We start from the raw sequence: 25,436 nt of genomic DNA, 5'->3' as shown, positions 1-25,436 counted from the left end.
AGCGGCCCACCATGCATCCCTTCTCCTACACCCGCGTCTCCGACACCCGCGAGGCCCTCGACGCCGGTCGCCGCGGCGGGCGTTACATCGCCGGCGGCACGACGCTGGTCGACCTGATGCGGGAGACCGTCGAGCGCCCCGAGGCGCTGGTCGACATCTCCGGCCTGCCGCTGCGTGAAGTCCTTGTGACCAAGGAGGGCGGTCTGCGCATCGGCGCCCTGGTGCGGATGGCCGAGGCCGCCGCCCACCCCGCGGTGCGCGCCGCCTACCCGGTCGTCTCCGAGGCGCTGGAGCTGAGCGCCTCGGCCCAGCTGCGGAACATGGCGACCATCGGCGGCAACATCATGCAGCGCACCCGGTGCACGTACTTCCGTGACGTGACCGCCGACTGCAACAAGCGCGAGCCGGGCTCCGGTTGCGCGGCGCTGCACGGTGTCAACCGCTCGCACGCGATCCTCGGCACCTCCGACCACTGCATCGCCACGCACCCCTCCGACGTCGCCGTGGCCTTCGCGGCGCTGGAGGCGACCGTGCACCTGCTGGGCCCGGACGGGGAGCGCGAAGTCCCCTTCGCCGACTTCCTGCTACGGCCGGGGAGCACCCCTCAGCGGGAACAGGCCGTCAGACAAGGCGAGTTGATCACGGCTGTCGAGGTCCCGGCGTATCCGCGTCCGCTGAAGTCGGGCTATCTGAAGGTACGCGACCGGCAGTCCTACGAGTTCGCCCTGACCTCCGCGGCGGTCGCCCTGCACATCCGGGGCGGGGTGATCCGGGAGGCGAAGGTCGCCGCCGGGGGAGTGGGCACCGTCCCCTGGAAGCTGCCCGCCGTCGAACGGGCCCTCATCGGCCGGCGCCCCTCGGACGCCTTGTGGACAGCGGCCGCGGAGAAGGCGGCGGAGGGGACACGTCCCCTCACGCACAACCGCTTCAAGGTCGCGCTGCTGAGGCGGACCGTCGAACGTCAGCTGCGCATCGTAGGAGGTACGAAGTGAGCCCCCAGCCACAGGCAGCCGTGGGCGCGCCGCTGTCCAGGGTGGACGGCCGGCTGAAGGTCACGGGCGAGGCGCGGTACGCCGCCGAGTTCCCCCACGCTCGAACAACCTCGCGCGGGGATACCCCCACCGTCGACGGGATGGTGCACGCGGTCATCGTCGACGCGAGCATCGGACGCGGCCGTATCACGTCCATCGACACCAGTGACGCCGAAGCCCACCGGGGCGTGCTGCGGGTGATCCATCACGGCAACGCGCCGACGCTGCCGTACCGCGACAACTCCTCCGGGTCGAACAACCTGCCCGGCCGCAAGTTGCGGGTCTTCCAGGACGACCGGGTCCTCTTCCACGGCCAGCCGGTCGCCGTCGTGGTGGCCACCACGCTGGAGGCCGCGCAGCACGGCGCGAGCCTGGTGAAGGTCGGCTACGACGCCGAGCAGCCCACGACCGACCTCGCCGAGGGCGAGCCGGGCGAGCCCACCAACTACGCGCGCGGCGACGTCGAAGCCGGACTGCGCGACGCGGACGTGCGGCTGGACATGACGTATCGCCTGGCACGCAACCACCACAATCCGATGGAGCCGCACGCCACGATCGCCCGCTGGGACCGCAACCGGCTCACCGTGTGGGACAAGACGCAGTGGGTGCCCGGCACACAGCTGGAGCTCTCCACGGTGTTCGATGTGCCGCGGGACTCCGTGCGGGTCATCAACCCCTTCGTCGGGGGCGGCTTCGGCAGCGGGCTGCGCTGCTGGCCGCACACCGTGGTCGCCGCGCTGGCCGCGCGGGAGACGGGCCGTCCCGTCAAGCTGGTCCTGACCCGCAGGCAGATGTACTTCGGCACCGGCTTCCGGCCCGCCTACGAGTACCGGATGCGCCTCGGCAGCGACCGGCGCGGCCGCCTGGTCGCCACGGACCAGGGGATCGACGGGGAGACCTCGTCGTACGAGACGTTCACCGAGGCCGTCATGTCGCCCGGGCAGATGCTCTACAGCACGCCCGGCGTCCGCCAGGCCTATCGGACGGTGCCGCTGGATGTGAACAGTCCGATCTGGATGCGCGGTCCCGGCGCCGCCACGGGGGTCTACGCCGTCGAGTCGGCCATGGACGAACTCGCCCACGAGCTCGGCATCGACCCGATCGAGCTGCGCCGCCGCAACGAGCCGGCCCAGGACCCGTCGAACAACGCGCCGTTCTCCACACGTCGGCTGCTCGAGTGCTACACGGTCGGCGCCCGCGAGTTCGGCTGGGACCGGCGTGACCCGAAGCCGCGCTCGACGCGTGACGGCGACTGGCTGATCGGCATGGGCATGGCCTCGGGCGTCTACCACACCGCAGTCGCCCCGGCCGACTCCCGGGGCCGCCTGAACGCCGACGGCACGGCGGTGATCGAGTGCGCCACCAGCGACATGGGCCCGGGCACCTACACCGCCCAGACCCAGGTCGCCGCCGACGCGCTGGGGCTGGCCATGCGGGCGGTCGACTTCCGGCTCGGCGACTCCCGCTATCCGCGGACCCCGCCGCACGGCGGCTCGATGACCATGGCGAGCATCGGCTCCGCCACCCTCGACGTCTGCAACCAGCTCCGGCAGCAGGCGATCCGACTGGCCGTCGAGGACGAGGACTCGCCGCTGTACGGGGTGCCGGCCGACGACGTCGTGGTCCGGGGCGGCCGACTGCACGTGCAGGGCAATCCGGCGCGCGGCGAGTCGTACCAGCGGCTGCTGACCCGCAACGACCGCGCCCGCCTCGAAGCGGAGACCTCCTTCACCCCGCCGAGGGGCGAGCGGTTCTCCATCAGCGGCTACAGCGCGACCTTCACCGAGGTCGCCGTCGACGCGACACTCGGGATGGTGCGGGTGCGGCGGATGCTCTCCGTGTACGACGCGGGCCGGATCATCAGCCCCAAGCTGGCGGACAGCCAGGCGATCGGCGGCATGGTGGGCGGCATCGGCCAGGCCCTGCTGGAGCACACGGTCACCGACCACCGCGACGGCCGGATCGTCAACGCCAACCTCGCCGACTACCTGGTCCCGGTCAACGCCGACGTTCCCGACCTCAGGGCGATCTATCTCGACGGAGAGGACTACGACGCCGACCCGCTCGGCGTGAAGGGGCTTGCCGAGCTCGTGATCTGCGGCGTGGCGCCCGCCATCGCCAACGCGGTCTTCAACGCCACCGGCCGCCGCGTCCGCGAACTGCCCATCACGGCAGAGGCGTTGATCTGACGTCCCGCGCTCCGGTCGGCGAACGGCTGACCGACCGGCGTGCACGGCCCATCCCGTCCGGCTGGGGGCCCCACGCCTTTTGAGGCAGTGGGGGAGGTTCCCCCGTCCCGCTGCCGGGCCTTCCAGCCTTCTAGGGGGTGCTTTGAAAGTCCTGTGCGGTGCCCGCGGTGTTCGGTGCGTGCCCTCGGCGTGCCGGACGAAGGCCCTCGATGGGGGTCCCCCCGCTCGAGCGAAGCCGAGAGTGGGGGAGGAGCTACTTGGGTCTTTGGCCGGTGCGGCGAGGGTGCGTGCCGGGCGCCGTGGGTGCTGTGCGGGACTTTCAAAACACCCCCTAGGGCCGCCGCCGCGTAGAGCGACGCTCTCCGGCGGCGCGGCGGCGGCCTGCCCCCACCCTTTGCACGAAGGACCCGTCCATGCTGAACATCGCGGACACACTGCACCGTTGGTGCCGCGAAGCCCGCCCCTTCGCCCTGGCCACCGTCGTCGACGTGCGCGGCAGCGCGCCGCTGCCCGTCGGTACGTCGGTCGCCGTGAACGAGGACGGCAACGCGGTCGGCAGCATGTCCGGCGGCTGTGTCGAGGGCGCGGTGTACGAACTGTGCCAGCAGGTGCTTCACGACCGGGGCGCTCCGCAGCGCGCCTGGTTCGGCTACTCCGACGACGACGCCTTCGCCGTCGGCCTGACCTGCGGCGGCGAACTCCACGTCCTCGTCCAGCGCGTCGATCCCGCGACTCGGCCGCACCTCGCCGCCGCCCTCAACGAGGTCGCGGAGGGCCGGCCCGCCGCCGTGGCCCAGGTCGTCAAGGGCCCGGAAGAGCTGCTCGGCGGGACGCTGTACGTCGACGCGGCGGGAGGCATCCATCACGGCCCGCTGACCGGAGCACTGCGCCGGGAGGTCGGCGCAAGGGCGTGGGCGCTGCTGCGGGCCGGACACACGGCCCGGGCAGAGGTCGGCGGGGATGCCGACACCTGCCCGGAACGGCTCTCTGTACTGGTCCACGTCCACGCGTCCCGCCCCCGCATGCTCATCTTCGGCGCCGTCGACTTCGCCGCCGCGCTCAGCCAGGCCGGCCGCTTCCTCGGCTACCGGGTCACCGTCTGCGACGCCCGCCCCGTCTTCGCCACCGCGGCACGCTTCCCGCACGCGGACGAGGTCGTGGTCGACTGGCCCCACCGCTACCTGGAACGCACCGAGGTGGACGCCCGCACCGCCGTCTGCGTCCTCACCCACGACGCCAAGTTCGACATCCCCCTGCTGCGCCTGGCCCTCGACCTGCCCGTCGGCTACGTCGGCGCGATGGGATCCCGACGTACCCACGACGAACGCCTACGCCTCCTGAGCGAGGCAGGCGTGACGGAGGAGCAGCTGACCCGGCTGCGCTCCCCGATCGGTCTCGACCTCGGCGCCCGCACCCCCGAGGAGACAGCGATCTCCATCACCGCGGAGATCGTCGCTCACACCAACCAGGGGACCGGTCTGCCCTTGTCCCTTCTGTCCGGCCCGATCCACCGGGACCGGGCGCTCGAACCGAAAGTCCCGCTCTCGCTTCAACGTCAGCTCACGGCGCGTCCGGTGTCCATGCGGCCACCAGGTCCAGCAGGCCCGGGAAGCGGGCGTTGAGGTCGACCACGCGGACGTGGCTGCGGCGCTCCAGGCCGTACTGGCGCTGGCGAGTGATGCCGGCCTCGCGCAGGGCCTTGAAGTGGTGGGTGAGGGAGGACTTGGGGCGGTCGAGGCCGAACCAGCCGCAGGAGTGGTCGAACGCCTCGGACTCCAGGAGGAGTTTGCGCACGATCCGCAGCCTCAGCGGGTCGCTCAGCGCCCCCAGCACCGTCTCCAGGCGCAAGTCCTCGACTGCCGGCTCGGGCAGCGGTTGCGGCAGCCCCTCCGGTTCCGGCAACACCTTGATGACCGGCACCTCTTGAGCCGTCGAAGACATAGGCAGCTCCCCATCACCCGAATCCTATGTACGAGTTCAATCGTACTGCATGCTAAGTTCGAATGGACTCGTACTGAGCTTGCCGGAGGGAGCAACCATGCCGGAGAGTCGGACAGCGTCCGCCGAGGCGGTGGACGAACAGCAACAGCCCACGGTCCCTGGGCGGACGGAGCGGCCCGCGGCCCGCACGCCCACCTGGTGGGTGTGGCTCGCGGCGTGGCCGGTCACCGCCGTCTTCGTCCTGTCCAACGCGGCGACCCCGCTCTACGTACTGTGGCAGCGCGACATCGGGTTCTCCAAGGGCACTCTGACCGTCGTCTTCGCGCTCTACATCGTCGGGCTCCTCGGCTCGCTGCTCGTCTCGGGCGTCGTCTCCGACCGGCTGGGACGCAAGCCCGTGCTGCTGCCCGCCCTCGGTCTCGGCCTGGCCGCCTGCGTGATCTTCGCGACGGCCACGACGGTGGCAGCACTGATCATCGCCCGGCTGTTCACCGGGATCGCGGTCGGCGCCGTCGTCTCCGCGGGCATGGCCGCCGTGACGGACGTGGCGGGCCCTGAGCGCAAGCGGCTGGCCGCGCTGCTGGCCTCGTGCGCGATGGTCTTCGGCGCCGGCCTGGGGCCGCTGCTCGCCGGCCTGCTCTCCGAGACGCTTCCGGCGCCCACCGTGACCGTCTTCGTCGTCGAAGCGGTTCTGCTGGCCACGGCGGTCCTCGCCGTCCTGCGCATGCCCGTACGCCGTCCCGCCGCGCCCGCGAAGGGCGCCTGGATGCGCGTGCCCGGTGTACCGCACGGCAACGGCCTCCATCTCGCCCTGGGCATCTCGGTGTTCGCACCCGGCATCACGGCCACGTCCTTCGTGCTGTCGCTCGGCCCCACGCTGCTGACGGAACTGCTCGGCACCACCAGCCGGATCGTCTCCGGAGCCATGGCGTTCGCCATGTTCCTCGCCGCGACCGGTGTCCAGTTCGCCGTGCAGAAGCTGCGCCGGCGAACCATCCTCACCGCGGGAGCGATCAGCACCACCCTGAGCATGGCCGCGCTGATCACCGCCGTGCACGCCTCGTCGGTCCCCCTGCTCACCGCCTCCGCCCTGCTGGCAGGGGCCGGCCAGGGCATGGGGCAGCTCGGCGGTCTCTCCCTGCTCAACTCCACCGTCCCGCCGCAGCGGCTCGCCGAGGCCAACGCCGCGCTCAACGTGGGCGGTTACATCCCGGCAGGCCTCCTTCCGGTGTCCACGGGCTACCTCATGGACGCCGTGGGGCTGCCCAGCGGGGCGACCATCTTCGGTACCGTCCTGATGGGCCTGGCCGTCATCGGCGGACTCGTGGTCCTCGCCGGTCACCGCCGGGTGCCCGAGCCCGCGTGACCGTCCGGCGCCCATGCCGTCCCGGCGTACGCCCGCGGGGCGGCGCTCCACGGTTCCGGCCGCGGAGTGCTGCCACGCACGGGCGTGCGGCCGGCGAAAAGGGCGCCTGACCGGCGTCAGCCCAGGTCGGGCGCCCTACTCGGGTTGCTGGAAGAAGCTGACTCCTCCTATGCCTCTGTCGCCTCCGGCGCTTCCGTTGCCGCCGTCCTCGCTGCGAGGGGGCTCCTGCCCCCGCTGAACGCGAAGTAGAGCACCCCGGCCACGGCGACGCCGATGAACCAGGAGTACGGGCCCAGATTCGCCCCGTATCCGGACGGTCCGTAGACGGGGAGGATGCTGGAGAAGACGGCGCCCACCGCGCCGGCGGCGAACGCCCGTACGTTCCAGCCGCCCTGGAAGCGGAACTCCCCGCCTTCGTCGTACAGAGCGGGCACGTTCAGCTGTGTCTTCCGGATGAGGTAGTAGTCGACGACGATCACACCGAAGATGGGGCCCATCGTCGAGCCGATGGCGTTGACGAAGCTGGGGGCGTTGTCCCAGGGGTGGAGCGGGTAGAGCAGGAGCGCGATGACGGCGGCGATGAGGCCGCCCCTGCGGAAGGTCACGTACTTCGGGGCCACGTTGGCGAAGTCGAAGGCGGGACTGACGAAGTTGGCGACGACGTTGATGCCGAGGGTCGCCACGGCGAAGGTCAGGGCGGCGAGCAGGACGAGGAACGCGCTGTCGAACTTGGCGGAGATCTCGGCCGGTTCGAGGATGACTTCGCCGTACACCTTGCTGGCGGCGGCCGTGGTGATCGCGGCGACGAGGGAGAAGAGGATCAGGTTGACGGGCAGGCCCCAGATGTTGCCCTTCTTCAGGGCCTTCTCGTCCGGGGTGAAGCGCGCGAAGTCACCGAAGTTGAGGAACAGGGCGGCGAAGTAGGTCACCCAGGTGGCGGCTATCGCCGCGATCGCGGCGAGTGAGCCCGGGCTGACGTCGAGTCCGGTGGCGCTCTTGGCGAGTGCGGCAAGGTCGCCGCTCGGCATGTCGACGGAGAAGGACAGCGTCCCGGCCTTCACGGACAGCGCGATCGCGAGGATCAGCATCATCAGCCAGACCGCCGGGCCGGCGAAGTCCTGGAAACGGCGGACCGTTTCCATCCCCTTGCTGATGATGAGCAGCTGGGCGGCCCACACACCGAGGTAGCACAGCACTTCAAGGCCGCTGTGGTCGAAGAGCCGGCTGGTCTCGTGCAGATGCTTGGGTCCGTCGTAGCGGACGAGGAAGGCCACGATGGCGCCGGCGGCGGCGCTGGTCTGGGCGCCGTACCAGAAGGTGGCGACCACGGCCCGTACGAGAGCCGGGACGTTGGCGCCGAAGGTGCCGAACGAGGCGCGGGCGAGGACCGGGTAGGGGACACCGGTCTTGACGCCCGCTTTGCCGATGAGGGTCATCAGCCAGTAGATGATCAGCGAGCCCACACCGATGCCGATGAGGAACTTGAAGGTGTTGCCCGCGACGAGGAACAGGCTGGCGGCCAGGAAGTAGCCGTACAGACTGTGCACGTCCGAGGTCCAGACGTTGAAGATGCTGAAGGCGCCCCATTTGCGCTCGGTGGCGGGGGCGAGGTCCGCGTTGTAGAGACGGGGGGAGTACCCGGGCGGGGTGGCGGTTCTGTCCGCGTCCGTGCTGTCCGTGGCCGTCATGTCCTGCTCCTTCTTGCTGTGCCCCATCCCCTACCGGCGTCGTGCCGGACGGTTGATGCGGCAGCTAACGGCCCGGATGTTGCACCGGCATGTCGGGCGTGTAGCAGACCCGTCAACGGAAAGTCTCTTCCATTTCCGGATCGAGTCGCCGGTTGATCCGTGCCTGCGGAGCGGTTGGACGAGGGGCCTGATCACAGGCGAGACGGGCTCCCACGGAACTGTCGGCCGGTGACAAGGGCCCGAGCGTGATGCGTCGCGTGCTCGTGCCGCTCACTGCTGGTGACGACATCGATCGCATGCAATGGCGGCGATGCCAAGTCCCTTTTGTCGACACGGCCGGGCCCAGAAGGAATCGCCTTGGCCCAGGGGATTCCGCGAGCCGCGATGAGTCCTGCGGCGTCCGGCGGTCGTACTGTCGAACCCGTTACCGAGGAGGACTGCTGATGCGCAGCGTGACCTATTCGATGAGCGTCTCACTTGACGGCTACATCGTCGGGCCGGACGGCGACTTCGACTGGACGGCGCCCGGCGAGGAGGTCTTTCGCTTCTGGATCGACGAGATTCGACAGGTCGGCGTCCACCTGTTGGGACGACGGCTGTACGAGACGATGCTGTACTGGGAGACCGCCGACCAGGATCCATCGCTCGACGACTCAGAACTCGAGTGGGCCGCGCTCTGGAAGCCGCTGCCGAAGGTGGTGTTCTCCACCACGCTGTCGGCGGTGCAGGGCAATGCCCGCCTGGCCTCCGGCGGCCTGGCGGAGGAGATCGAGCGGTTGCGGGCCGAGCCGGGGGAGGGCGAGATCGCGATCGGCGGCGCGACTCTCGCCGCCGAGGCGGCCGCGTTGGGCCTGATCGACGAGTACCGGGCCATGGTCTACCCGGTGCTGGTTGGCGGTGGCATTCCGTACTTTCCCCGGCGCGAGCGCCGGGTGGATCTCGAACTCGTCGAGACCCGCACCTTCAGCTCGAGAGTCGTCTACCTGCGCTATCGCCTGGCGCGCTAGACCGTATGGAGGACCCTCCCGCCCCGACAAGCCGCCGGCGGGAGAGCGGCGCCGGCAGGCAGCGCGAGGAGCAACCCGCGACACACCTATGAGCAGCCGTGCCCGAGACCGGCGCGGTGACGCTCGTTGCCAGACCCGCGGAACGCTCCCGACGCACAACCGGTCATGCGGTAGCCAACCCGCGGCCCCGCACGCCCACTTGACACCCACCCCACTCGCCCGTGAATCCACCCTGAACCGGCGCGAAGCACGCTGTGCGCACGGGTCCTACCAGCAGCTGGGCCGTACAGCGCGCAACGCCTGCACCGGCCGGACCACATCGTCTCTCGGGCTGATCCGCCGCGTTCCGCCGCGACTGCACACACCGGGAGCCGACACGTGGACCTGCGAATGTTGGTGACGTATCCTTCTATGTACATCACCAACATTGCGTGAGGAGGTGCGGTATGTCTGTTACCCAGATCGACATCGACGACGACGCCCTGGAACGCGCCATGGTTCTGGCCAACGTCCGGACCAAGAAGGAGGCGGTCAATCTCGCTTTGAACTTCTACGCCGAGCAGCAGGAGCGTGCGGCGCGCATCAGCCGTCACTTCGAGCGCGCGCGTGAGTGGGGTGCCGTCGAGGACGCCGAGCGTCTGCACCGGGTGGAGAAGAACAGCCGGTGATCTACCTGCTCGACACGTCCGGCCTGGCCCGGCTGCTCCGCGATGCGAAACTGCAATCGGCCTGGTACGACGCGATCGATGCCGGGGCCATCGCATCCTGCTACGCGCAGCGCGCCGAGTTCCTGTACAGCGCCCGAAACCGTCGCGAGTACGACGAGATCGCGGAGATGTTTTCCGACCTCTATCCCGACGCAGCGGTGCCGAAGAACGCAGGGCGTTGGATCAGCGCGGTGCAACACCGGATGGCCCAGGCCGGGGAGCATCGCAGTGCCTCGGCAGTGGACCTCGTCATCGCCGCTACTGCCGCCCACCACGGCCTGGCTGTCCTCCACGACGATGCCGATTACGGCACCATCGCCCGGCACGCATCGGACCTGACAGAGCACAACATCAACGACGTCGTCCGAGGTGCTTGACATCACCGGCGGCCTTCTTCGCCGGAGAGCCTCGGATCGGCGCTGGGCCGATGCGCTGCATCAGATCGCCGCACTTACGGAGTGGGGGCCGGGTTTCGTAGGACGGCTTCCTGGTGCGGTCGCCGGGCGGTGTGGCATCTGGTGCGTCGTCGAGTCATGCCTCTACCCGACCTGGCAGGCGCGCTGCTGTTGTTGATCGCCGTGGAGGCTGTGGTGGCGTACATCGGGGCCTTCCACAGCTGGTGGCTGTTGCTGCTCGTGCTCGCGGTCGGCGGACTGATCTTCGGGATCGCATACGGCGTACGGCTCGGCTGGTTTCGGATACCCAGCTCGGGGAGCTTTCGCGAGTGCACAGCCCCCTCTGGCAAAGTACGACCCTGTTACCGGATCGACTGTCGTGCTTCACCGGGACAGTCGACGCTGGGCCCGGATCACTTCCCGGCTTCTGGTCCGTACCACTGGAGTGCCTGGCCGGTGACGGCGGCGATGCACTCGAAGTCCCGGTCGCGGTGCAGGAGGGTCAGTCCCTGCAACTCGGCCGTGGCGGCCACCACCAAATCGACGGCCCCGGCGCTGCGGTGCTGTCCGCGCTGGGTGAGGACCTCCTGGACCCGCCAGGCGCGGTCGAAGGCGCGGTCGTCGACCGGCACCCAGCCGAAGAGCAGGCGCATGTCTTCGATGCCTTGTGCGCGGTCGGCGGAGGAACGCGCGCTGTAGAAGAACTCCAGCTCGGTGATGGGGCAGGTGGCGATGAGCCCGGCGGCTGCCGCCTGGTCCCATCCGTACTGCTCGGCGTCGCCGCGCAGCATGCGGGCGAGCGCACTGGTGTCGATCAGGAATTGCGCGGCGTTCACCGGCGGTAGTTCCCCTTGTCCTCGAAGAGGTCGAGGTCGAAGGCGCCCTCTTCCGCCGACGCCCGCAGACGGGTGAGCGCCAGGGCCCGCCGCCGGTTCTCCAGCACCTCGCGCAGCGCGGTGTTCACCGTCTCCTTTTTGGTGCTGGTCCCGAGGGCCTTGGCCACGTCCGCTACCAGTTGATCATCGAGGTCGATCACGGTTCGGCTCATGAATACACCTCCATGGATATCATTGACGCCATCGATTATATCTCGATGGGGTGTGAGGGCGGGTAGGGGGAATCCTGACTGCCCTGTGCGGATCGACAGTTCGTCCGGGCTGCTCGTGTCGCCCTCACCGTGATGGGTGCTCCAACGTGCGGGGGACTTGGCCCGCTCCCTGGCGCACAGGCACGGCGCCTTGCCGCCAGGGACCTCGAGACAGCCATCGGTGTGTTCGGCCTGATGGATTGAGCAGGTCTCGGGCGCGCTTCTCCCTGGTGGTGAACCTTAGGCGGATGACCCCGCTGGCCTGCATACAGAAATGTGTGCGGCAGGATCGTGGCTACTCCCTCAACGCGCTCATCGCCCGGTCGAGCAGCACGGCCAGCGGGACAGTACCCTCACAGGCCACCCACCCCGTGGCAGCCACGTCCAGGCAGGCGAGCGCGGCGGCGGCCAGCGCACTCGGCCTGGTGTCCTCGGGCCGGTCAGGGCTGACCCCCAGCCGTCGGGCAACCTCCGGCACCAGCAACTCCTGCCAGCTCAGTTGCTTCTCGTAGTGCCGGGCGCGCAGCGACGGGGTCTCCTGGAGCATGCGCAGATAGCTGAGTGCCTGCTCGGGCGCTGCCTCGTTCATCCGCGTCAGGACGTCGAACGCCCGGCGCAGTGCCTCCCACGGCTGTTCGTCGTCGGGGCGGGCGGCGAGCGCCTCCGCGATCTGGCGGCCGGATTCCTCAAGGCGTCCCAGGACGATGTCTTCCTTGGTGCCGAAGTACCGGAAGAGACTGGCGCGTGACAGGCCCACCTCGGCGGCGATCTGGTCGACGGTCGTCCGGTCGAAACCCTGCTCGGTGAAGAGCCGGTGCGCCACCTCGACCACTTCCGCCCGAACCGTCGCACGCATGCGCTCACGCAAGCCGGGCGGCTTGCGGGCGGGCTGGTCGGCGGTACGGGCGGTTTCAGACATACAAGAAGGGTACAGCAAGGACTCAATTTGATACTGAGTATCAGACTGTAGAGCGGTCTCCCATCCGGTCCCCGCCACCGACTGAAGCATTGTCCCTGTCGGGGCGGGCGGCCGCGGAACGGGCGGACACCCGCCCGGCCCTGACCCGGCCCTGCCTGCGTGCGGTTACGCGGCGTCGCCCTGGGCCTGCGTGGCGACGTCGGCCCACTCCTCCCAGGTCTTCAGCCGCTCGGCGTAGACGTGCGGGACGAGGTGGAGCGGGGAGGTGCCGAAGAAGACCCGCAGGGGCGGGTTGTCGGCGTCCACGATCTTCAGCAGGGCCGCACCGGTGGCGGTGGGATTACCACGCTCGATGTTGCGCCAGTTGGCGGCGGCGGCCGCGCGCAGGTCGTCGTAGGCGGGCAGTTGCTCGGCGAAGGTGGCGGAGGAGCCGGCCCAGTCGGTGGCGAAGCCGCCGGGCTCGACGAGGGTGACCCTGATGCCGAATCCGGCGACCTCCTGGGCGAGAGCTTCGCTGAAGGCCTCCAGGGCCCACTTGGAGGCGTTGTAAACACCGAGGTTGGGGAAAGCGGTGACACCGCCGACGCTGGAGATCTGCACGAGGTGGCCACTGCCCTGGGCCCGCAGGAGAGGCAGGGCGGCCTGGGTGACCCACAGGGCGCCGTAGAAGTTGGTCTCCATCTGGTCGCGGACCTGCTGCTCCGTCAGCTCCTCGACCGCGCCGAACAGGCCGTAGCCGGCGTTGTTGACGACGACGTCGAGGCGGCCGAAGTGCTCGTGCGCCCGCTTGACGGCTTCGGTGGCGGCGGCCTTGTCGGTGACGTCCAGGGGCAGGGGAAGGATCGCCTCGCCGTGGGCGGCCACCAGGTCCGCGAGGGAGTCGGTGGTGCGGGCGGTGGCCGCGACCTTGTCGCCGCGCTCAAGGGCAGCCTGGGCGAACTGGCGGCCGAAGCCGCGGGATGAGCCGGTGATGAACCAGATCTTGCTCACGAGAATGCTCCTGACGAAGTGAAGTCTTATAAAGAGATGCTACATCGAGCTGATACTCAGTATCAAGATGAGTTGCGGAGTCGATGCTGTACGCTGCCCCGCATCAGCGAGGCACGTTTGACAACTGGAGGACAGAGATGTCTTCACATGTGGCGGCCGGTGACCAAGTGACGTCAGGACTAGACCGGCGTACCGAGCTGAGAGAGTTCCTGCGTTCTCGCAGGGCCCGGCTCAGGCCCGAGGACGTGGGCATGCTCTCGCACGGGCGACGGCGGGTTCCCGGGTTGCGGCGCGAGGAACTGGCGCAGTTGGCGGGGGTGTCGTACGCCTACTACGCACGCCTGGAGCAGGGATACGGCGAAACCATGTCGGCCGAGGTGCTGGACGCCGTCGCCCGCGTCCTGCGCCTGAACGAGGAGGAGCGTGGCCATCTGATCCGGCTGGCCCAGCCCGAGCGGCAGAGCACGACGCAGGCCGCGCCCCCGCCGCAGCGGCTGCGGCCCACCGTCCAGCACCTCCTCGACACGATCGGCGTGCCCGCCTACGTCGTCGGCCGACGCCTGGACATCCTGGGGTGGAACCGGCTCGCCGCCGCCGTCTTCGGGGACTGGGCCCTGCTGCCGCCGGAGGAGCGCAACGTGGCCCGGCTGACCTTCCTCTCGCCCGCGGCGCGCGACTGCTTCGCCGACCCCGAGCGCGTGGCACTGAGGGTCGCCGGCGTTCTGCGCATGAACGCCGCCAAAAGCCCCGCGGATTCGCACCTCTCTTCCCTGGTCCAGGAGTTGTTGCAGAAGAGCGAGGAGTTCCGGCAGTTGTGGGCACGGCACGAGGTGAGCTGCGGGATCGTCGGCGAGTCCGTGCGGATGCGGCACCCGCTGGTGGGAGAGTTCGACCTCGTCCTCGAACCCATGACTCTGCCCGGGGGCGCCCCGATGCGGCTGATGACCTACCACGCCGAGCCGGGCTCCCGCTCGGAGGATGCTCTGCGGATGCTGGCCAGTTGGGAGATGGAGCGGCTGCGCTGAGACGTGGAGCCGGCCGGAGCCGATGACGGAGCTACGCGCCGACCCGCCCAACTCCGCGATCCGCCGCATCTCGGCCTCGGCCGTCGGGTGGCACAAATACCCCAGTCCTTCCACGTCCGCGCCTGAGTCATGATTCCGCACCGTGCCGACGAAGGGTGTCCAGGGAGACGTTGACCCGGTCCAGGCCCGCCGCCTTCAGGGCGGACGCGGTGCGCCCCAGGCCGATGCCGTTGGTGGTCAAGGACATCTGGGGGCGGGGGTCGAGGGCGGCGACTCGCTCGACTATGCCGACCAGGCCGGGGCGGAGCAGCGGCTCGCCGCCAGTGAAACGGACCTCTGTGACGCCGAGGACACGGACCGCGATGCCGACGAGGCGGACGATCTCGTCATCGGTGAGCAGGTCGGGCTTGGCCAGCCACTGCAGGCCCTCCTCGGGCATGCAGTACGTGCAGCGCAGATTGCAGCGGTCGGTCAGTGAGACCCTCAGGTCGGTGGCCACCCGGCCGTGGGTGTCGATGAGCACGGGGCCTCTCCTCCATGCATGTCGCGCCGTCATGCGGCCAGGACCGAGGCCGGTGACATCGGGGCCACCGGGACGGAACCGTGGATGGGACCGGGGACGCGGGACAAGGGCAGGCCGGTGCCGTTGTTGATGTGGGCGATGATCTCGGCGGTGATGGAGATCGCCGTCTCTTCGGGGGTGTGTGCGCCGAGGTCCAGTCCGATCGGTGAGTGCAGGAGCGCGAGGTGCTCTTCGGGAACGCCGGCCTCCCGTAGCCGGTCCAGGCGGTGTTCGTGGGTGCGCCGGGAGCCCATCGCACCGATGTAGCCGACCGGAAGGCCGAGGGCCAGCCGGAGCAGGGGGATGTCGAACTTGGCGTCGTGGGTGAGGACGCAGATCGCGGTACGGGCGTCGACTTCCGTGGCCTCCAGGTAGCGGTGGGGCCAGTCGACGACGACCTCGTCGGCGTGTGGGAAGCGCTGAGTGGTGGCGAAGACGGGGCGGGCGTCGCAGACGGTGACGTGGTAGCCGAGGAAGCGTCCGGCCTGGCTGAGGGCGGCGGCGAAGTCGACGGCTCCGAAGATCAGCATGCGGGGCGGCGCTGCCTGGGCGTGGACCAGGAGCGTCAGCTTCTCCGGGCAGGTGTCGGCATCCCCGCCGACCTCGACGCGGGCGGTACGGCCTGCCCGCAGCAGCGCGCGGACCTGGGTGGCCACCGCCCGGTCCTGCCGTCGGCTGCCGAGTGTCCCGTCGTACGCGCTGCCGCCCCCGAGGACGGACAGGGTGCGGCCGAGAAGGTGCTGCGGCCCGCCCACCACCTGTGCCACGGCGGCGGGCAGACCGGCCAGCACCTGTTCCAGGGTGGTGGTGAGGTGGGGCTGGTCGGCCGGGTCGTCCCGCTGCACCAGGACCTCCAGCTCCCCGCCGCAGGTCAGGCCCACGGCGAAGGCGTCGTCGTCGGAGTAGCCGAACGAGGCCCGTATCGGAGGTTCGCCCGTCTCCAGCACCTGCCCGCACAGCTCGTAGACGGCGCCCTCCACGCATCCTCCGGATATGCTGCCGACCGCCTCGCCGTCCGTGCCCACGGCCAGTGCTGTGCCGGGTGGCAGGGGTGCGCTGCCGCTGACCTTGACGACGGTGGCGAGGGCGAAGGGGCGGTCCTCGCGGCACCAGCGATACAGCGTGTCCGCGATGTTCAGCATGAGTGGCTCTCCTGGGGGAGGTTGGGAAGCCCGCCGCCGCGCCGGCATGGGGGGATCGGGGCACGCCGGCGGGCCGATCAGTGGGACGGCTCTCAGGGCCCCGCCCGGGTGGCGGGAGGGGCCCCTGCCGCCCGGGGTTCAGAGCAGGGCTTCGGCGGTGATGGGCAGGTCGCGGACGCGACGGCCGGTGGCGTTGAAGACCGCGTTCGCGATGGCCGGCGCGACCCCGACCTTCACGATCTCGCCGAGGCCCTTGACGCCGATGGGGTCGGCGTGGAGGTCCTCCCCGTCCAGATAGATCGCCTTGAGGTCGGGGATGTCGGCGTTGACGGGCACGAGGTAGTCGGCGAGGTTGGCGTTGACGATCCGGCCGTCGCGGTGGTCGGTGGCCGTGTGCTCCAGCAGGGCCTGCCCGATGCCGCCCACCATGGCGCCGAGCGCCTGGCTGTCGGCCAGCTTGGGGCTGATGATCCGCCCGACGTCGTAGACGCCCAGCATGCGCCGCATCCGCACCAGACCCAGCCGCCGGTCGACGGCCACCTCGGCGAACACCGCGCTGTAGGCGTTCATGGAGTACCGGTCGTCGCCGCTCGGGGTGAAGGTCCCACGCGTCTCCAGGTGCGTACGGCCGTTACGGGCCAGCAGTTGCCGGTAGGTCTCGCCGCGCGCGGGGTTGCCGCTCGCGTACATCCGGCCGCCGCGGACCACGATGTCGTCGGCGTCGACGCCGTGCAACGGTGACCGCTCGTCCTCGATGGCGAGTTTGATCGCCTCCTGTCGCAGCTTGTCGCAGCCGTCCTGGACGGCGGAGCCGACGCCGGCCATGGTCTGCGATCCGCCGTGCGGCGGCGCCGCCGGGAAGGTGGAGTCGCCGAGTTCGAAGCGGACCGTGCGCATGGTCAGGCCGAGGGCGTCGGCGGCGAGCTGGGTCATGGAGGTGTAGGTGCCGGGGCCCATGTCGCTGGTCGACGCCTGGACCAGGGCCGTGCCGTCGGCGTCCAGCCTGACCCGTGCCTCGGACCGCATGCGCAGGGTGTCGTAGATACCGCTGGCCATGCCCATGCCGATCAGCCAGTCGCCGTCCCGCCGGGAGCGGGGCTTGGGGTTGCGCCGGTGCCAGCCGAACTCGCGGGCTCCGGTCCGCAGGCACTCGCTCAGGCGCCGGGTGGAGAAGGGCAGCCCGCTGGAAGGGTCCTCCTGCGGTTCGTTGCGCAGCCGCAGCTCGACCGGGTCGATGCCGGTCTCGTGGGCGAGTTCGTCCATGGCCGACTCGATGGCGAAGGCGGCGCTGGACCAGCCGGGGCCCCGCATGAACGTCGGTGTGTTCACGTCCAGCGGCACGGTCCGAAACGCCTGGCGGACGTGGGGCGTGGCGTAGAGCATCTGCCCGGGGTTCATCACGCCCTCGGCGAAGTGCTCGTACGAGGACGTCTCGGCCCGTATCCGGTGGACCGCCGCGGTCAGGCGTCCGCCTCGGGTGCTGCCCAGACGCAGCCCGTACTCGTAGGCGGGCCGGTAGCCCACCCCGTAGTACAGCTGCTCGCGGGTCAGGACCAGTTTGACCGGGCGGCGGATCTCGCGGGCGGCGAGAGCCGCGATGGTGGTGTGCGGCCAGGTACGCAGCCCGTTGCCGAACGCGCCGCCGACGAACGGCGAGATGACGCGCACGTTCTCCGCCGACATGCCGAACACGGCGGCGAGTTCGTCCCGCGCGCCCACCACCCACTGGGTCTTGTCCCACACGGTGAGCTTCTCGCCGTCCCAGCGGGCGGTGGTGGCGTGCGGCTCCAGTGCGTTGTGGTGGTTACGGGTGAGCCGGTAGGTGCCCTCCAGCGTCACCTCCGCCGAGGCCAGCGCCTCTTCGGGGTTGCCGCGCACGTAGTTCTGCGGCGGCAGGGGGGCGTTCTCGGGCGCACCGGTCAGGTCGGTAGAGGGCTTCTCGGCGTCGTAGGAGACCTTCACCAGGTCAGCGGCGTGCTGGGCGGCCTCCAGCGTGTGGGCGACGACCACGGCGACGGGCTGTCCGAAGAAGCGGACCTTGTCGTCCTGGAAGACGTGCAGCCGTTCGCCGACGAAGGGGTCCAACCAGGCGCCCGGGTTGTCGCGGTAGGTCAGCGCGGGTTTGTCGAGGTGGCTGATGACGCCCAGGACGCCGGGCTGGGCGTCGGCGGCTCGGGTGTCGATGCCGGTGATCCGTCCGCGGCCGACGCTGCTGTCGACGATGACCGCGTGGACGGCTCCGTCGATGTCGTGGTCGGCGGCGTATTTGGCCTGTCCGGTCACCTTCAGCCGTCCGTCCACCCGGGACAGCGGCGCTCCGACGGCTGCCTGTGGCTGCGGGCTCACTTGCCACCTCCTACGACGCGCAGTTGGCGCTCGACGGTCCGTTTGAGCAACTCGACCTTGAAACGGTTGTGCTGGAGGGGCCGGGCCCCGTCCGCCGCCCGCTCGGCGGCCTTGGTCCACAGGGCGTCGGACGGCCGCCTGCCGATGAGCTCCCGCTCGACGGCGGTGAGCTTCCAGGGGACGGTGCCCACGCCTCCGGCGGCCACCTTCGCCTGGCGGATCACTCCGCCGCTGATGTGCAGGGCGACGGCCGCCGAGGTGAGCGCGAACTCGTAGGACTGCCGGTCGCGCACCTTCAGGTAGCCCGACCTCAGCGGGCGCGGAAGGGCCGGAAGCTCGACAGTGGTGATCAACTCGCCTGGGCGCAGGGCCTGTTCGCGTTGCGGGGTGCTCCCCGGCTTGAGGAGGAAGTCGGCGAAGGGCACGGTGTGCTCGCCGTCCGGCCCCAACAGGTGCACGGTCGCTTCCAGGGCGGCGAAGGCCACGGCCACGTCGGAGGGATGGGTGGCCACGCAGTCGTCGGAGGTGCCGAGGATCGCGTGGGTGCGGTTGACGCCGTGCAGGGCCGCGCAACCGGAGCCCGGCTCACGCTTGTTGCAGGCGGCCGTCACATCGCGGAAGTACGTGCACCGGGTGCGCTGCATGATGTTGCCGCCGATGGTGGCCATGTTGCGCAGCTGCGCCGACGCGCTCAGCTCCAGCGCCTGCGAGATCACCGGATACAGAGCGCGCACGCCCCGGTGGGCGGCGGCCTCGGACATACGGACCAGCGCGCCGATGCGCAGGCCCCCGCGCCGGGTGACCATGATCTCGCGCAGCGGCAGGGCGCTGATGTCGACCAGCGTGCGGGGGCGTTCGACGGTCTCGCGCATCAGGTCGACCAGTGTGGTGCCGCCGGCGATGTAACGGCCGCCGTCGCGACCCGCGTCGAGGGCCTGCCGGGTGCTGGAGGCCCTGGTGTAGGAGAAGGGATGCATGGGGACCGTGCCTCATTTCCCGTGCGCGGTCTGCTCGACCGCCCGCACGATCTTCACGTAGCAGCCGCAGCGGCAGATGTTGCCGCTCATGAACTCCCGGATCTCCTCCGCCGAGCCGGTGTGCCCCTCGTCGATGCAGCCGACGCCGGACATGATCTGGCCGGAGGTGCAGTAGCCGCACTGGAAGGCGTCCTGGTCGATGAACGCCTGCTGCAGCGGGTGCAGCCGTTCCCCCTTGGCCAGGCCCTCGATGGTGGTGACCTCGGCGCCGTCCAGCCGAACCGCCAGTGTCAGGCAGGAGTTGACCCGGCGGCCGTCGACCAGGACGGTGCAGGCGCCGCAGGCACCGGCGTTGCAGCCTTTCTTCGAGCCGGTCAGCCCGAGGTGTTCGCGCAGCAGGTCCAGCAGTGAGGTCCGGTTGTCGACCGTGACGGTGTGCCGCTTGCCGTTGACGGTCAGGGAGACGCGGCTGCCGGGCGGCGCCTCCGCGGCGTCCGCGGGCTCAGCGCCGAACACGGACTGCCCCGCCATGAGGCCGCCCGCCACGACCGCACCACCGACGACGGTGGTGGTCGCGATGAACGTGCGCCGGGAAGGGTCGGACGAGGGTGCCTCAGGAGATCCCTCAGGGGGAGCGACTGTTGACTCGGGGGGTTCGATGGACATGCCCACTCTCTCGGTCGACGGAAGACGGATGGCGGTACCGACCACCGTCATGTGCACGATCGGCGTGAGGACGCGAGACGGTTCAGGCCGCGGTGGACGAGCCGGGCCCTCGGCCCGCGAGGACGGCGGCGACCGGGGGTCTGAACACGGTCGGCAGCCGTCTCACCAGGCCTTCGGTGCGGCATGGCATCCACTGTGCTGCATGCGGCGCGTTACAACGAGCAAGCAGTTTTGGGACGACTCCGGTAGCTACGACTGCCGTTGGTACGTCTGGCAGTGGCAGGCAGAGCGGTCCGACCGTCGGCGGTTGTCTTCATGACGTCATGGCCGGCAGCCGGGCATGACGACACGGCGGCCGTACAGTCCGCGTACGGCCGCCGTGGTCCGGAATCGAGTGGCGGAACGGGAAACCACGGAGCGATGGTCAGGAGGGTGGTGCCGCCACGACTTGCCCCGCGCCCGACATCACCTTGCTGCACGAGGCGGACTTGGGGTGGAGCAGCCCCAGCACATGGCCGATCTCGTGGGCGGTCACGCGCGTGGAGTCGTACTCCTCGTTCTGGGCGCAGTCGAGGAAGATGTAGCCGTCGCCGTGCCCGCTCGGTGAGCGCGGCGTCGACCACGCTTGGGAGTCCTGCCCCGACCACCGTGTCCTTGTCCCGCTCCGCACCGAGCGGAATGTCACGTACGGAGAGCATGGCGCGGGACGCGTCGTGCGGAGAGCTGCGTGATCCACAGGTGCCGTGCCCCTCTCGCACCCGTGCCGCGGTCAGATCAAATCCCCATGCTCGGGAAGCGCTTGGGAGTCATGCCCCGATCGTGGTGTGCATGAGCGGATTAAATCGTTTCAAGGTCACTCAGGCCAATTCCGTCCCATCTGTTGACCATTTTCTCCACCTGCCTCTAACCTCCGGGCACTCCGACTGAAACCTTTCACCCTCGAAGGTGCCCATGCCCAGACCGCTGTCGCGCCGTAGCCTCCTCCAGCTGGGGGGCGCCGTGGCCGCCTCCGTCGTCCTCACCGGACCTCGCGCGGTCGCCGCCGCGCAGGGCGCGGGCACCGGCAAGGGCGCGCCCCCCGCGCCGACCGGGATGCTGACCGACCTGCTGCCGAAGGGGCTGGGCACCACCGCCGGGAAGCAGCCGCGGTTCAGCTGGCAGGTCCCCGACTCCGGCCCGGGCACGCTCCAGCGCGCCTACCAGCTGCAGCTCGCCGCCACCCCGGCCGGGTTCGAGGACGACCAGCTGCTCTGGGACAGCGGAAAAGTGGCCTCCGGCGCGTCCACCGCCGTGGCCTACGGGGGACCGGGGCTGAAGCCCCGTACCGCCTACTGGTGGCGGGTCAGCAGCTGGACGGACAACAACGAGCGGTCGTCCTGGTCGGAGCCGGTACTGCTGGCCACCTCGGTGGAGGACGAGTGGGAGGCCGAGCCCATCTGGGTCAAGGCCGGGCCGACCATGACCGACGGTACCTTCGCCACCCGGCTGAAGATCACCACGGTGGCCGCCGGCCTGTGGTTCCGCGCCACCAACACCGCCAACAACTACATGTGGCAGCTGCGCGCCGGAAGCACCGCCGGAGTGCTGCGTAAGCACGTGTGCGTGAACGGGACCTACACCGTCCTCGGCGAGGTCACGTTGCCCTTCCCGGTCGCCACCGGCGAGTGGGTGGACTTCGCGGTCACCCTGTCCGGCTCCACCTTCACCACCACCGTGGGCGGCACCGTCGTCGACACGACCACCCACACCCGCTACACCTCGGGCAACGTCGGCCTGCGCAACGGCTCCACCGAATCACAGGCGTACGACAGCGTCCGCTTCACCGCCGCCGACGGCACGGTGCTGCTGCAGGACGACTTCGCCTCCGACAAGGGCACTTTCTCCGCCGGCACCGTGGCGAACGGCGTGCTCACCTTCCCGGCCGGCGCCTCCTCGCTCTCCTCCTACGGCGCCGACGACACCTGGGCCCTGCTCCGCCACGAGTACGACCTGGTCGGCAAGGACATCGCCGCCGCCGTGCTCTACGTCGCGGCCACCTCCGCCACCCCCGCCCGGCAGTACGTGGCCAAGGTGTGGAGCAACGGCAGCCTGGTCGGCCATGCCTCGGTGCGCTCCGGCAGCGGAGTGGCGTACCAGGCCTTCGACATCACCGACACACTGCGCTCGGGCCGGGCCAACGCTCTGGCCGCGCTCTGCAACACCACCTCGCAGCAGAAGTTCCTGGCCCAGCTGGAGGTCACGTACGCCGACGGCAGCCGGGCCACCATCGGCTCCGGCAGCGACTGGAAGGCCCGCCGCCAGGCCGGTCTGCTGCCGGCCAAGGGCAGCGCCGGCAGCAGCTACTTCACCGTTCCCCAGGAGTACTGGGACCTGCGCCAGGAGCCCGTCGGCTGGACCGAGCCCGGCTTCGACGACGGCGACTGGTCCGCCCCCGCCGCCCGCGCCGCCATCGACGGCCTCGTCCCCGCCCCGATCGAGCCCGTACGGCTGCACGACGTCACCCCGGCCAAGGTCACCAAGGTGACCGACGGCCGCTGGCTGGTGGACCTGGGCCGGGAGATCGTCGGCGGGCTGGCGCTGGAGGTCAGCGGAAGCGCGGGCGAGACCGTCGAGGTGCGCCTCGGTGAGGAGCTGAACACCGACGGCACCGTCAAGTACCAGCTGCGCGCCACCAACACCTACCGCGAGGTGTGGACCCTGCGCGACGGCGCCCAGCGCTTCGAGCACTGGGGCTACCGCGGCTTCCGCTGGGCGGAGCTGCACACATCCCTGGACCTTTCCGAGGCAACCGTCACCGGCCGCGCCTGGAAGCTGGACTGGGACGACTCCCAGACCTCCTTCAGCAGCTCCGACGCGGACCTCGACCGGGTCTGGGACCTCTGCCGCTACTCCATCGAAGCCACCCGCGGCGACCTCTACACGGACACTCCGACCCGCGAACGCGGCCCCTACGAGGGCGACGCGCTGATCAACCAGCTCTCCGAGTACGGCGTCCAGCGCTCCTACGCGCTCGCCCGGTGGTCCAACGACTACCTGGTACGCCAGGGCACCTGGCCCACCGAGTACCGGCTGATGTGCGCGATGTCCGCCTGGGAGGACTACCTCGCCACCGGCGACGACCGGCAGCTCGCCAAGGACTACGATCTGCTCGTCGCCAAGAACCTCACCTCATACCTCGGCTCCGACGGCCTCGTCCACAAGTCGCCGGGCAACACCAGCCAGAACCTCGGCGACCTGGTGGACTGGCCGGCCGCCAGCCGTGACGGCTACGTCTTCACCAACGTCAACACGGTCGTCAACGCCTTCCAGTACGCGGCCTTCGACGCCCTCGCCAAGTGCGCCACCGCGCTGGGGAAGACCGACGACGCCACGTCCCTGCGCGACCGGGCCGACACCCTATCCGCCGCCATGCGCGACACCCTGCTCGACAGCTCGGCCGGCAGGTTCCGCGACGGCGCCGGCACCACCCACAGCGCCCAGCACGCCACCGCCTTCCCGGTGGCGCTCGGAGTCACCGACGCCCTGGACGACGCCGTACTGGCCAGACTCGGCGACACGCTCGCCGCGGGCGGAATGAAGGTGAGCGTGTACGGGGCGCAGTTCCTCCTCGACGCGCTCTTCCGGCTCGGCCGGGCCGACGCCGCACTCGGGCTGCTCACCTCGAAGGCCACCAACTCCTGGCTGCACATGCTGGACGACCTGAAGGCCACCATCGTCACCGAGGCTTGGGATCCGGCGCTGAAGCCCAACATGACCCTCTCTCACGCGTGGGCCTCCGCCCCGGCCAACGCCGTCGCCAGGCATGTGCTGGGCGTGCAGGTCACGGAGGCGGGCGCGGCCACGTTCCGGATCCGGCCCAGGACCGGCGGCCTCACCGAGGTCGACGGCACGGTCCCGTCACTGCGCGGCCCGGTCTCGGTCGCCGTCCGCCGATCCGCCGGCGCCAACTCCCTGGAGGTGACCCTGCCGCCCAACACCCGCGCCATCCTGGAACTGGAGATCGGCGACGCCGACCCGGCGGCGTACCAGGTGACCGCGGCCACCCCGGGGAACAGCGGCCGCGCCAAGGTGACATCGTTCACCGACCTGACGGGAACAGTGCTGCGGGTCGGCCCGGTCGGCTCCGGCACCGCGACGGTCGCGTTGACGCAGTAGCCCGCCCGCGAGGGCGGAGCGCCGGCTGCCCTCGGCCCACCTTGAGCACACCCAGCTGGGCCGAGGGAGGCTGGAGTGGATCGTCCGGTCGGCCGGTCATGGGTGACGAGAATCGAACTCGCGCTCTCAGCTTGGGAAGCGATGGCGCTCATGCGGCTGCACAGCAGCTGACCTGCGTGGATTCGCTGCGCCAACGCCGTTGCGCGGGCCTGATCGCACCCCCTGTTGACGCGCCGCTCGGCGGCGCGGCCGACGACGACCGGCAGCACCGTGCCGTCGGCGGCGGTGCGCCGCTCGGCGGCCTCGCCTCTGCGCCGCCGAGCGGCGCAAGCCGGGGCCGTGGGGCGACGCCCTCGCTGCCGCCGGCACTGAGCGCAGGTCCGCGACGTAGGGCCCTTGCCGGGTGATGGCAGCAGCACCCGATAGGCACCGCCTGCCTCTCAAAGCCGCGCGCCAGTCGCCCACTCGCCTCATCCAGTACGGATGACTACCTGAATGCCGGCGCTGTCAGGCCCCGGAACCCCGTCGGAGAGACGGCCCTCGAAGGAGCTCTCACTAGAGTGCGATCCATGGAACCCCGTTGGCTCTCCCCCGAGGAGCAGCGCGCCTGGCGCGCCTACCGCGACCTCAGCCTGGTACTGGAGGACGTTCTCGACCAGCAACTGCGACACAAGGCCGACCTCAGCCACCTGTACTACTCGGTGATGGTGTTCCTCTCGGAGGCCCCCGAGCGACGGCTGCGCATGACAGACCTCGCCGAACAGCTGAAGATCGCCCGGACACGGCTCTCCTACACCGTCAGCCGCATGGAGGAGCGCGGCTGGGTGCGCCGCGAGGACGCGCCGGGGGACGGACGGGCCCAGCTCGCCGTGCTGACGGACGAGGGGCTGACCGCCCTTGAGCAGGCCGCCCCCAGTCACGTCGCCACCGTCCGGGCTGCCGTCTTCGACCGGCTGACGCCTGAGCAGGCGCGCGCCTTCGGTGAAGCGTGCGAGATCATCCTCACCGGCCTCACGGGCCCGGACCGCCCGGCCTTCCCCACCGACCTCCCCTGGCGCCGCTGACCTCCTTCCAGAGGCAGAGACGAGCCTGCCGAACCCCCACCCCTCCCCGACTACCCTGCATGACCATCCAGACACCCATCGCAATATATTGCAGATTTGCAATATCAGTTTCTGGAGTGCAAGCTAATGCTTGAACCATCAAGCTTCCCCTTCTTGTCCCCACCACGAAGGAGTCGAGT

20 protein-coding genes and 3 pseudogenes are annotated in these 25,436 nt (G+C 70.1%); 10 read left to right on the top strand and 13 right to left on the bottom strand.

The window, feature by feature from the left end; genetic code table 11:
* Nucleotides 1–11 precede the first annotated feature (11 nt).
* The 3 genes from CLM62_RS21570 to CLM62_RS21560 all read left to right on the top strand — a co-directional run bounded on the left by CLM62_RS21570 (nucleotide 12) and on the right by CLM62_RS21560 (nucleotide 4,842).
* Complete coding sequence (locus CLM62_RS21570) at nucleotides 12–992, top strand: xanthine dehydrogenase family protein subunit M (protein WP_095751521.1); 981 nt, start codon at nucleotides 12–14, stop codon at nucleotides 990–992.
* On the top strand, nucleotides 989–3,220 hold the full coding sequence (locus CLM62_RS21565; protein ID WP_095751520.1) for a xanthine dehydrogenase family protein molybdopterin-binding subunit: 2,232 nt from the start codon (nucleotides 989–991) through the stop codon (nucleotides 3,218–3,220). The genes CLM62_RS21570 and CLM62_RS21565 overlap by 4 nt, the downstream gene beginning before the upstream one ends.
* A 413-nt stretch (nucleotides 3,221–3,633) precedes the next feature.
* Nucleotides 3,634–4,842 carry an XdhC family protein gene (locus tag CLM62_RS21560; protein WP_095751519.1) on the top strand — a complete coding sequence of 403 codons (1,209 nt, stop codon included), beginning with the start codon at nucleotides 3,634–3,636 and terminating at the stop codon, nucleotides 4,840–4,842.
* Here the strand turns inward: CLM62_RS21560 and CLM62_RS21555 are convergent.
* The gene (locus CLM62_RS21555; RefSeq protein WP_095751518.1) at nucleotides 4,781–5,161 is read right to left on the bottom strand and encodes a helix-turn-helix transcriptional regulator; all 381 of its coding nucleotides are present in this window, start codon (nucleotides 5,159–5,161) and stop codon (nucleotides 4,781–4,783) included. The two genes, CLM62_RS21560 and CLM62_RS21555, sit on opposite strands and share 62 nt — an antisense overlap.
* Before the next feature lie 97 nt (nucleotides 5,162–5,258).
* Between CLM62_RS21555 and CLM62_RS21550 the strand changes: the two genes are divergently transcribed.
* Nucleotides 5,259–6,527 (top strand): MFS transporter, encoded by a 1,269-nt coding sequence (locus CLM62_RS21550; RefSeq protein ID WP_095751517.1) that lies wholly within the window; start codon nucleotides 5,259–5,261, stop codon nucleotides 6,525–6,527.
* Between the two features lie 167 nt (nucleotides 6,528–6,694).
* Here CLM62_RS21550 and CLM62_RS21545 read toward each other — a convergent pair whose 3' ends face one another.
* Nucleotides 6,695–8,215, bottom strand: coding sequence for an NCS1 family nucleobase:cation symporter-1 (locus tag CLM62_RS21545; RefSeq protein WP_095751705.1), 1,521 nt, complete (start codon nucleotides 8,213–8,215; stop codon nucleotides 6,695–6,697).
* Nucleotides 8,216–8,658: 443 nt separating this feature from the next.
* On the opposite strand from CLM62_RS21545, the gene CLM62_RS21540 reads away from it, so the two are divergent.
* The 3 genes from CLM62_RS21540 (at nucleotide 8,659) to CLM62_RS21530 (ending at nucleotide 10,306) form a co-directional block, all read left to right on the top strand.
* Nucleotides 8,659–9,222 carry a dihydrofolate reductase family protein gene (locus CLM62_RS21540; protein ID WP_095751516.1) on the top strand — a complete coding sequence of 188 codons (564 nt, stop codon included), beginning with the start codon at nucleotides 8,659–8,661 and terminating at the stop codon, nucleotides 9,220–9,222.
* Nucleotides 9,223–9,668: 446 nt separating this feature from the next.
* Nucleotides 9,669–9,890: a type II toxin-antitoxin system VapB family antitoxin gene (locus CLM62_RS21535; RefSeq protein ID WP_095751515.1), complete on the top strand. Its 222-nt coding sequence runs from the start codon at nucleotides 9,669–9,671 to the stop codon at nucleotides 9,888–9,890.
* A complete protein-coding gene (locus CLM62_RS21530) occupies nucleotides 9,887–10,306 on the top strand; it encodes a PIN domain-containing protein (protein ID WP_095751514.1) in 420 nt (139 codons plus the stop codon). Before CLM62_RS21535 ends, CLM62_RS21530 begins: the two co-directional genes overlap by 4 nt.
* A 431-nt stretch (nucleotides 10,307–10,737) precedes the next feature.
* On the opposite strand, the gene CLM62_RS21525 is transcribed toward CLM62_RS21530, so the two are convergent.
* The 4 genes from CLM62_RS21525 to CLM62_RS21510 form a co-directional block, all read right to left on the bottom strand.
* Entirely contained in the window at nucleotides 10,738–11,160 is a 423-nt protein-coding gene (locus CLM62_RS21525) for a PIN domain nuclease (protein WP_095751513.1), read from the bottom strand.
* Complete coding sequence (locus tag CLM62_RS21520; RefSeq protein WP_020113663.1) at nucleotides 11,157–11,372, bottom strand: type II toxin-antitoxin system VapB family antitoxin; 216 nt, start codon at nucleotides 11,370–11,372, stop codon at nucleotides 11,157–11,159. Before CLM62_RS21520 ends, CLM62_RS21525 begins: the two co-directional genes overlap by 4 nt.
* Nucleotides 11,373–11,706: 334 nt before the next feature.
* A complete protein-coding gene (locus CLM62_RS21515) occupies nucleotides 11,707–12,330 on the bottom strand; it encodes a TetR family transcriptional regulator (protein ID WP_095751512.1) in 624 nt (207 codons plus the stop codon).
* 165 nt (nucleotides 12,331–12,495) lie between these two features.
* On the bottom strand, nucleotides 12,496–13,320 hold the full coding sequence (locus tag CLM62_RS21510) for an SDR family oxidoreductase (RefSeq protein WP_218835613.1): 825 nt from the start codon (nucleotides 13,318–13,320) through the stop codon (nucleotides 12,496–12,498).
* Between the two features lie 137 nt (nucleotides 13,321–13,457).
* Here CLM62_RS21510 and CLM62_RS21505 point away from each other — a divergent pair, with 137 nt between their 5' ends.
* Nucleotides 13,458–14,345: a helix-turn-helix domain-containing protein gene (locus tag CLM62_RS21505; RefSeq protein ID WP_095751703.1), complete on the top strand. Its 888-nt coding sequence runs from the start codon at nucleotides 13,458–13,460 to the stop codon at nucleotides 14,343–14,345.
* Nucleotides 14,346–14,396: 51 nt separating this feature from the next.
* Here the strand turns inward: CLM62_RS21505 and CLM62_RS50785 are convergent.
* From CLM62_RS50785 to CLM62_RS21470, 7 genes and pseudogenes are all read right to left on the bottom strand, one after another.
* Nucleotides 14,397–14,498, bottom strand: a pseudogene (locus CLM62_RS50785) (molybdenum cofactor biosynthesis protein MoaE); the annotation flags it as partial.
* Nucleotides 14,494–14,868 (bottom strand): annotated as a pseudogene (locus CLM62_RS21495) (radical SAM protein); the annotation flags it as partial. The pseudogenes CLM62_RS21495 and CLM62_RS50785, both read right to left, overlap by 5 nt.
* Before the next feature lie 29 nt (nucleotides 14,869–14,897).
* A complete protein-coding gene (locus tag CLM62_RS21490) occupies nucleotides 14,898–16,049 on the bottom strand; it encodes an XdhC family protein (RefSeq protein ID WP_095751511.1) in 1,152 nt (383 codons plus the stop codon).
* Between the two features lie 138 nt (nucleotides 16,050–16,187).
* The gene (locus tag CLM62_RS21485; RefSeq protein WP_095751510.1) at nucleotides 16,188–18,395 is read right to left on the bottom strand and encodes a xanthine dehydrogenase family protein molybdopterin-binding subunit; all 2,208 of its coding nucleotides are present in this window, start codon (nucleotides 18,393–18,395) and stop codon (nucleotides 16,188–16,190) included.
* Entirely contained in the window at nucleotides 18,392–19,372 is a 981-nt protein-coding gene (locus CLM62_RS21480; protein WP_095751509.1) for a xanthine dehydrogenase family protein subunit M, read from the bottom strand. The genes CLM62_RS21485 and CLM62_RS21480 overlap by 4 nt, the downstream gene beginning before the upstream one ends.
* Nucleotides 19,373–19,384: 12 nt before the next feature.
* Nucleotides 19,385–20,038: a (2Fe-2S)-binding protein gene (locus CLM62_RS21475; RefSeq protein WP_095751702.1), complete on the bottom strand. Its 654-nt coding sequence runs from the start codon at nucleotides 20,036–20,038 to the stop codon at nucleotides 19,385–19,387.
* A gap of 451 nt (nucleotides 20,039–20,489) precedes the next feature.
* A pseudogene (locus tag CLM62_RS21470) lies at nucleotides 20,490–20,684 on the bottom strand (snapalysin family zinc-dependent metalloprotease); the annotation flags it as partial.
* A gap of 305 nt (nucleotides 20,685–20,989) precedes the next feature.
* On the opposite strand from CLM62_RS21470, the gene CLM62_RS21465 reads away from it, so the two are divergent.
* Nucleotides 20,990–24,193 carry a family 78 glycoside hydrolase catalytic domain gene (locus tag CLM62_RS21465; RefSeq protein WP_095751507.1) on the top strand — a complete coding sequence of 1,068 codons (3,204 nt, stop codon included), beginning with the start codon at nucleotides 20,990–20,992 and terminating at the stop codon, nucleotides 24,191–24,193.
* Between the two features lie 569 nt (nucleotides 24,194–24,762).
* Nucleotides 24,763–25,257 carry a MarR family winged helix-turn-helix transcriptional regulator gene (locus CLM62_RS21460; RefSeq protein ID WP_095751506.1) on the top strand — a complete coding sequence of 165 codons (495 nt, stop codon included), beginning with the start codon at nucleotides 24,763–24,765 and terminating at the stop codon, nucleotides 25,255–25,257.
* The last annotated feature ends 179 nt before the right edge of the window (nucleotides 25,258–25,436 follow it).

This window comes from Streptomyces sp. SA15, assembly GCF_002291145.1.
Lineage (GTDB): Bacteria > Actinomycetota > Actinomycetes > Streptomycetales > Streptomycetaceae > Streptomyces.
Note: the sequence above shows the minus strand (reverse complement) of the source record. Positions and strands in the feature narration are given on the sequence as shown.

Bases quoted from the DNA above. Each gene is read 5' to 3' on its own strand.
- CLM62_RS21555 (WP_095751518.1), bottom strand. From the start codon at position 5,161: ATGTCTTCGACGGCTCAAGAGGTGCCGGTCATCAAGGTGTTGCCGGAA.
- CLM62_RS21570 (WP_095751521.1), top strand. From the start codon at position 12: ATGCATCCCTTCTCCTACACCCGCGTCTCCGACACCCGCGAGGCCCTC.
- CLM62_RS21460 (WP_095751506.1), top strand. From the start codon at position 24,763: ATGGAACCCCGTTGGCTCTCCCCCGAGGAGCAGCGCGCCTGGCGCGCC.
- CLM62_RS21515 (WP_095751512.1), bottom strand. From the start codon at position 12,330: ATGTCTGAAACCGCCCGTACCGCCGACCAGCCCGCCCGCAAGCCGCCC.
- CLM62_RS21550 (WP_095751517.1), top strand. From the start codon at position 5,259: ATGCCGGAGAGTCGGACAGCGTCCGCCGAGGCGGTGGACGAACAGCAA.
- CLM62_RS21480 (WP_095751509.1), bottom strand. From the start codon at position 19,372: ATGCATCCCTTCTCCTACACCAGGGCCTCCAGCACCCGGCAGGCCCTC.
- CLM62_RS21475 (WP_095751702.1), bottom strand. From the start codon at position 20,038: ATGTCCATCGAACCCCCCGAGTCAACAGTCGCTCCCCCTGAGGGATCT.
- CLM62_RS21540 (WP_095751516.1), top strand. From the start codon at position 8,659: ATGCGCAGCGTGACCTATTCGATGAGCGTCTCACTTGACGGCTACATC.
- CLM62_RS21560 (WP_095751519.1), top strand. From the start codon at position 3,634: ATGCTGAACATCGCGGACACACTGCACCGTTGGTGCCGCGAAGCCCGC.
- CLM62_RS21465 (WP_095751507.1), top strand. From the start codon at position 20,990: ATGCCCAGACCGCTGTCGCGCCGTAGCCTCCTCCAGCTGGGGGGCGCC.
- CLM62_RS21520 (WP_020113663.1), bottom strand. From the start codon at position 11,372: ATGAGCCGAACCGTGATCGACCTCGATGATCAACTGGTAGCGGACGTG.
- CLM62_RS21505 (WP_095751703.1), top strand. From the start codon at position 13,458: ATGTCTTCACATGTGGCGGCCGGTGACCAAGTGACGTCAGGACTAGAC.
- CLM62_RS21535 (WP_095751515.1), top strand. From the start codon at position 9,669: ATGTCTGTTACCCAGATCGACATCGACGACGACGCCCTGGAACGCGCC.
- CLM62_RS21490 (WP_095751511.1), bottom strand. From the start codon at position 16,049: ATGCTGAACATCGCGGACACGCTGTATCGCTGGTGCCGCGAGGACCGC.
- CLM62_RS21545 (WP_095751705.1), bottom strand. From the start codon at position 8,215: ATGACGGCCACGGACAGCACGGACGCGGACAGAACCGCCACCCCGCCC.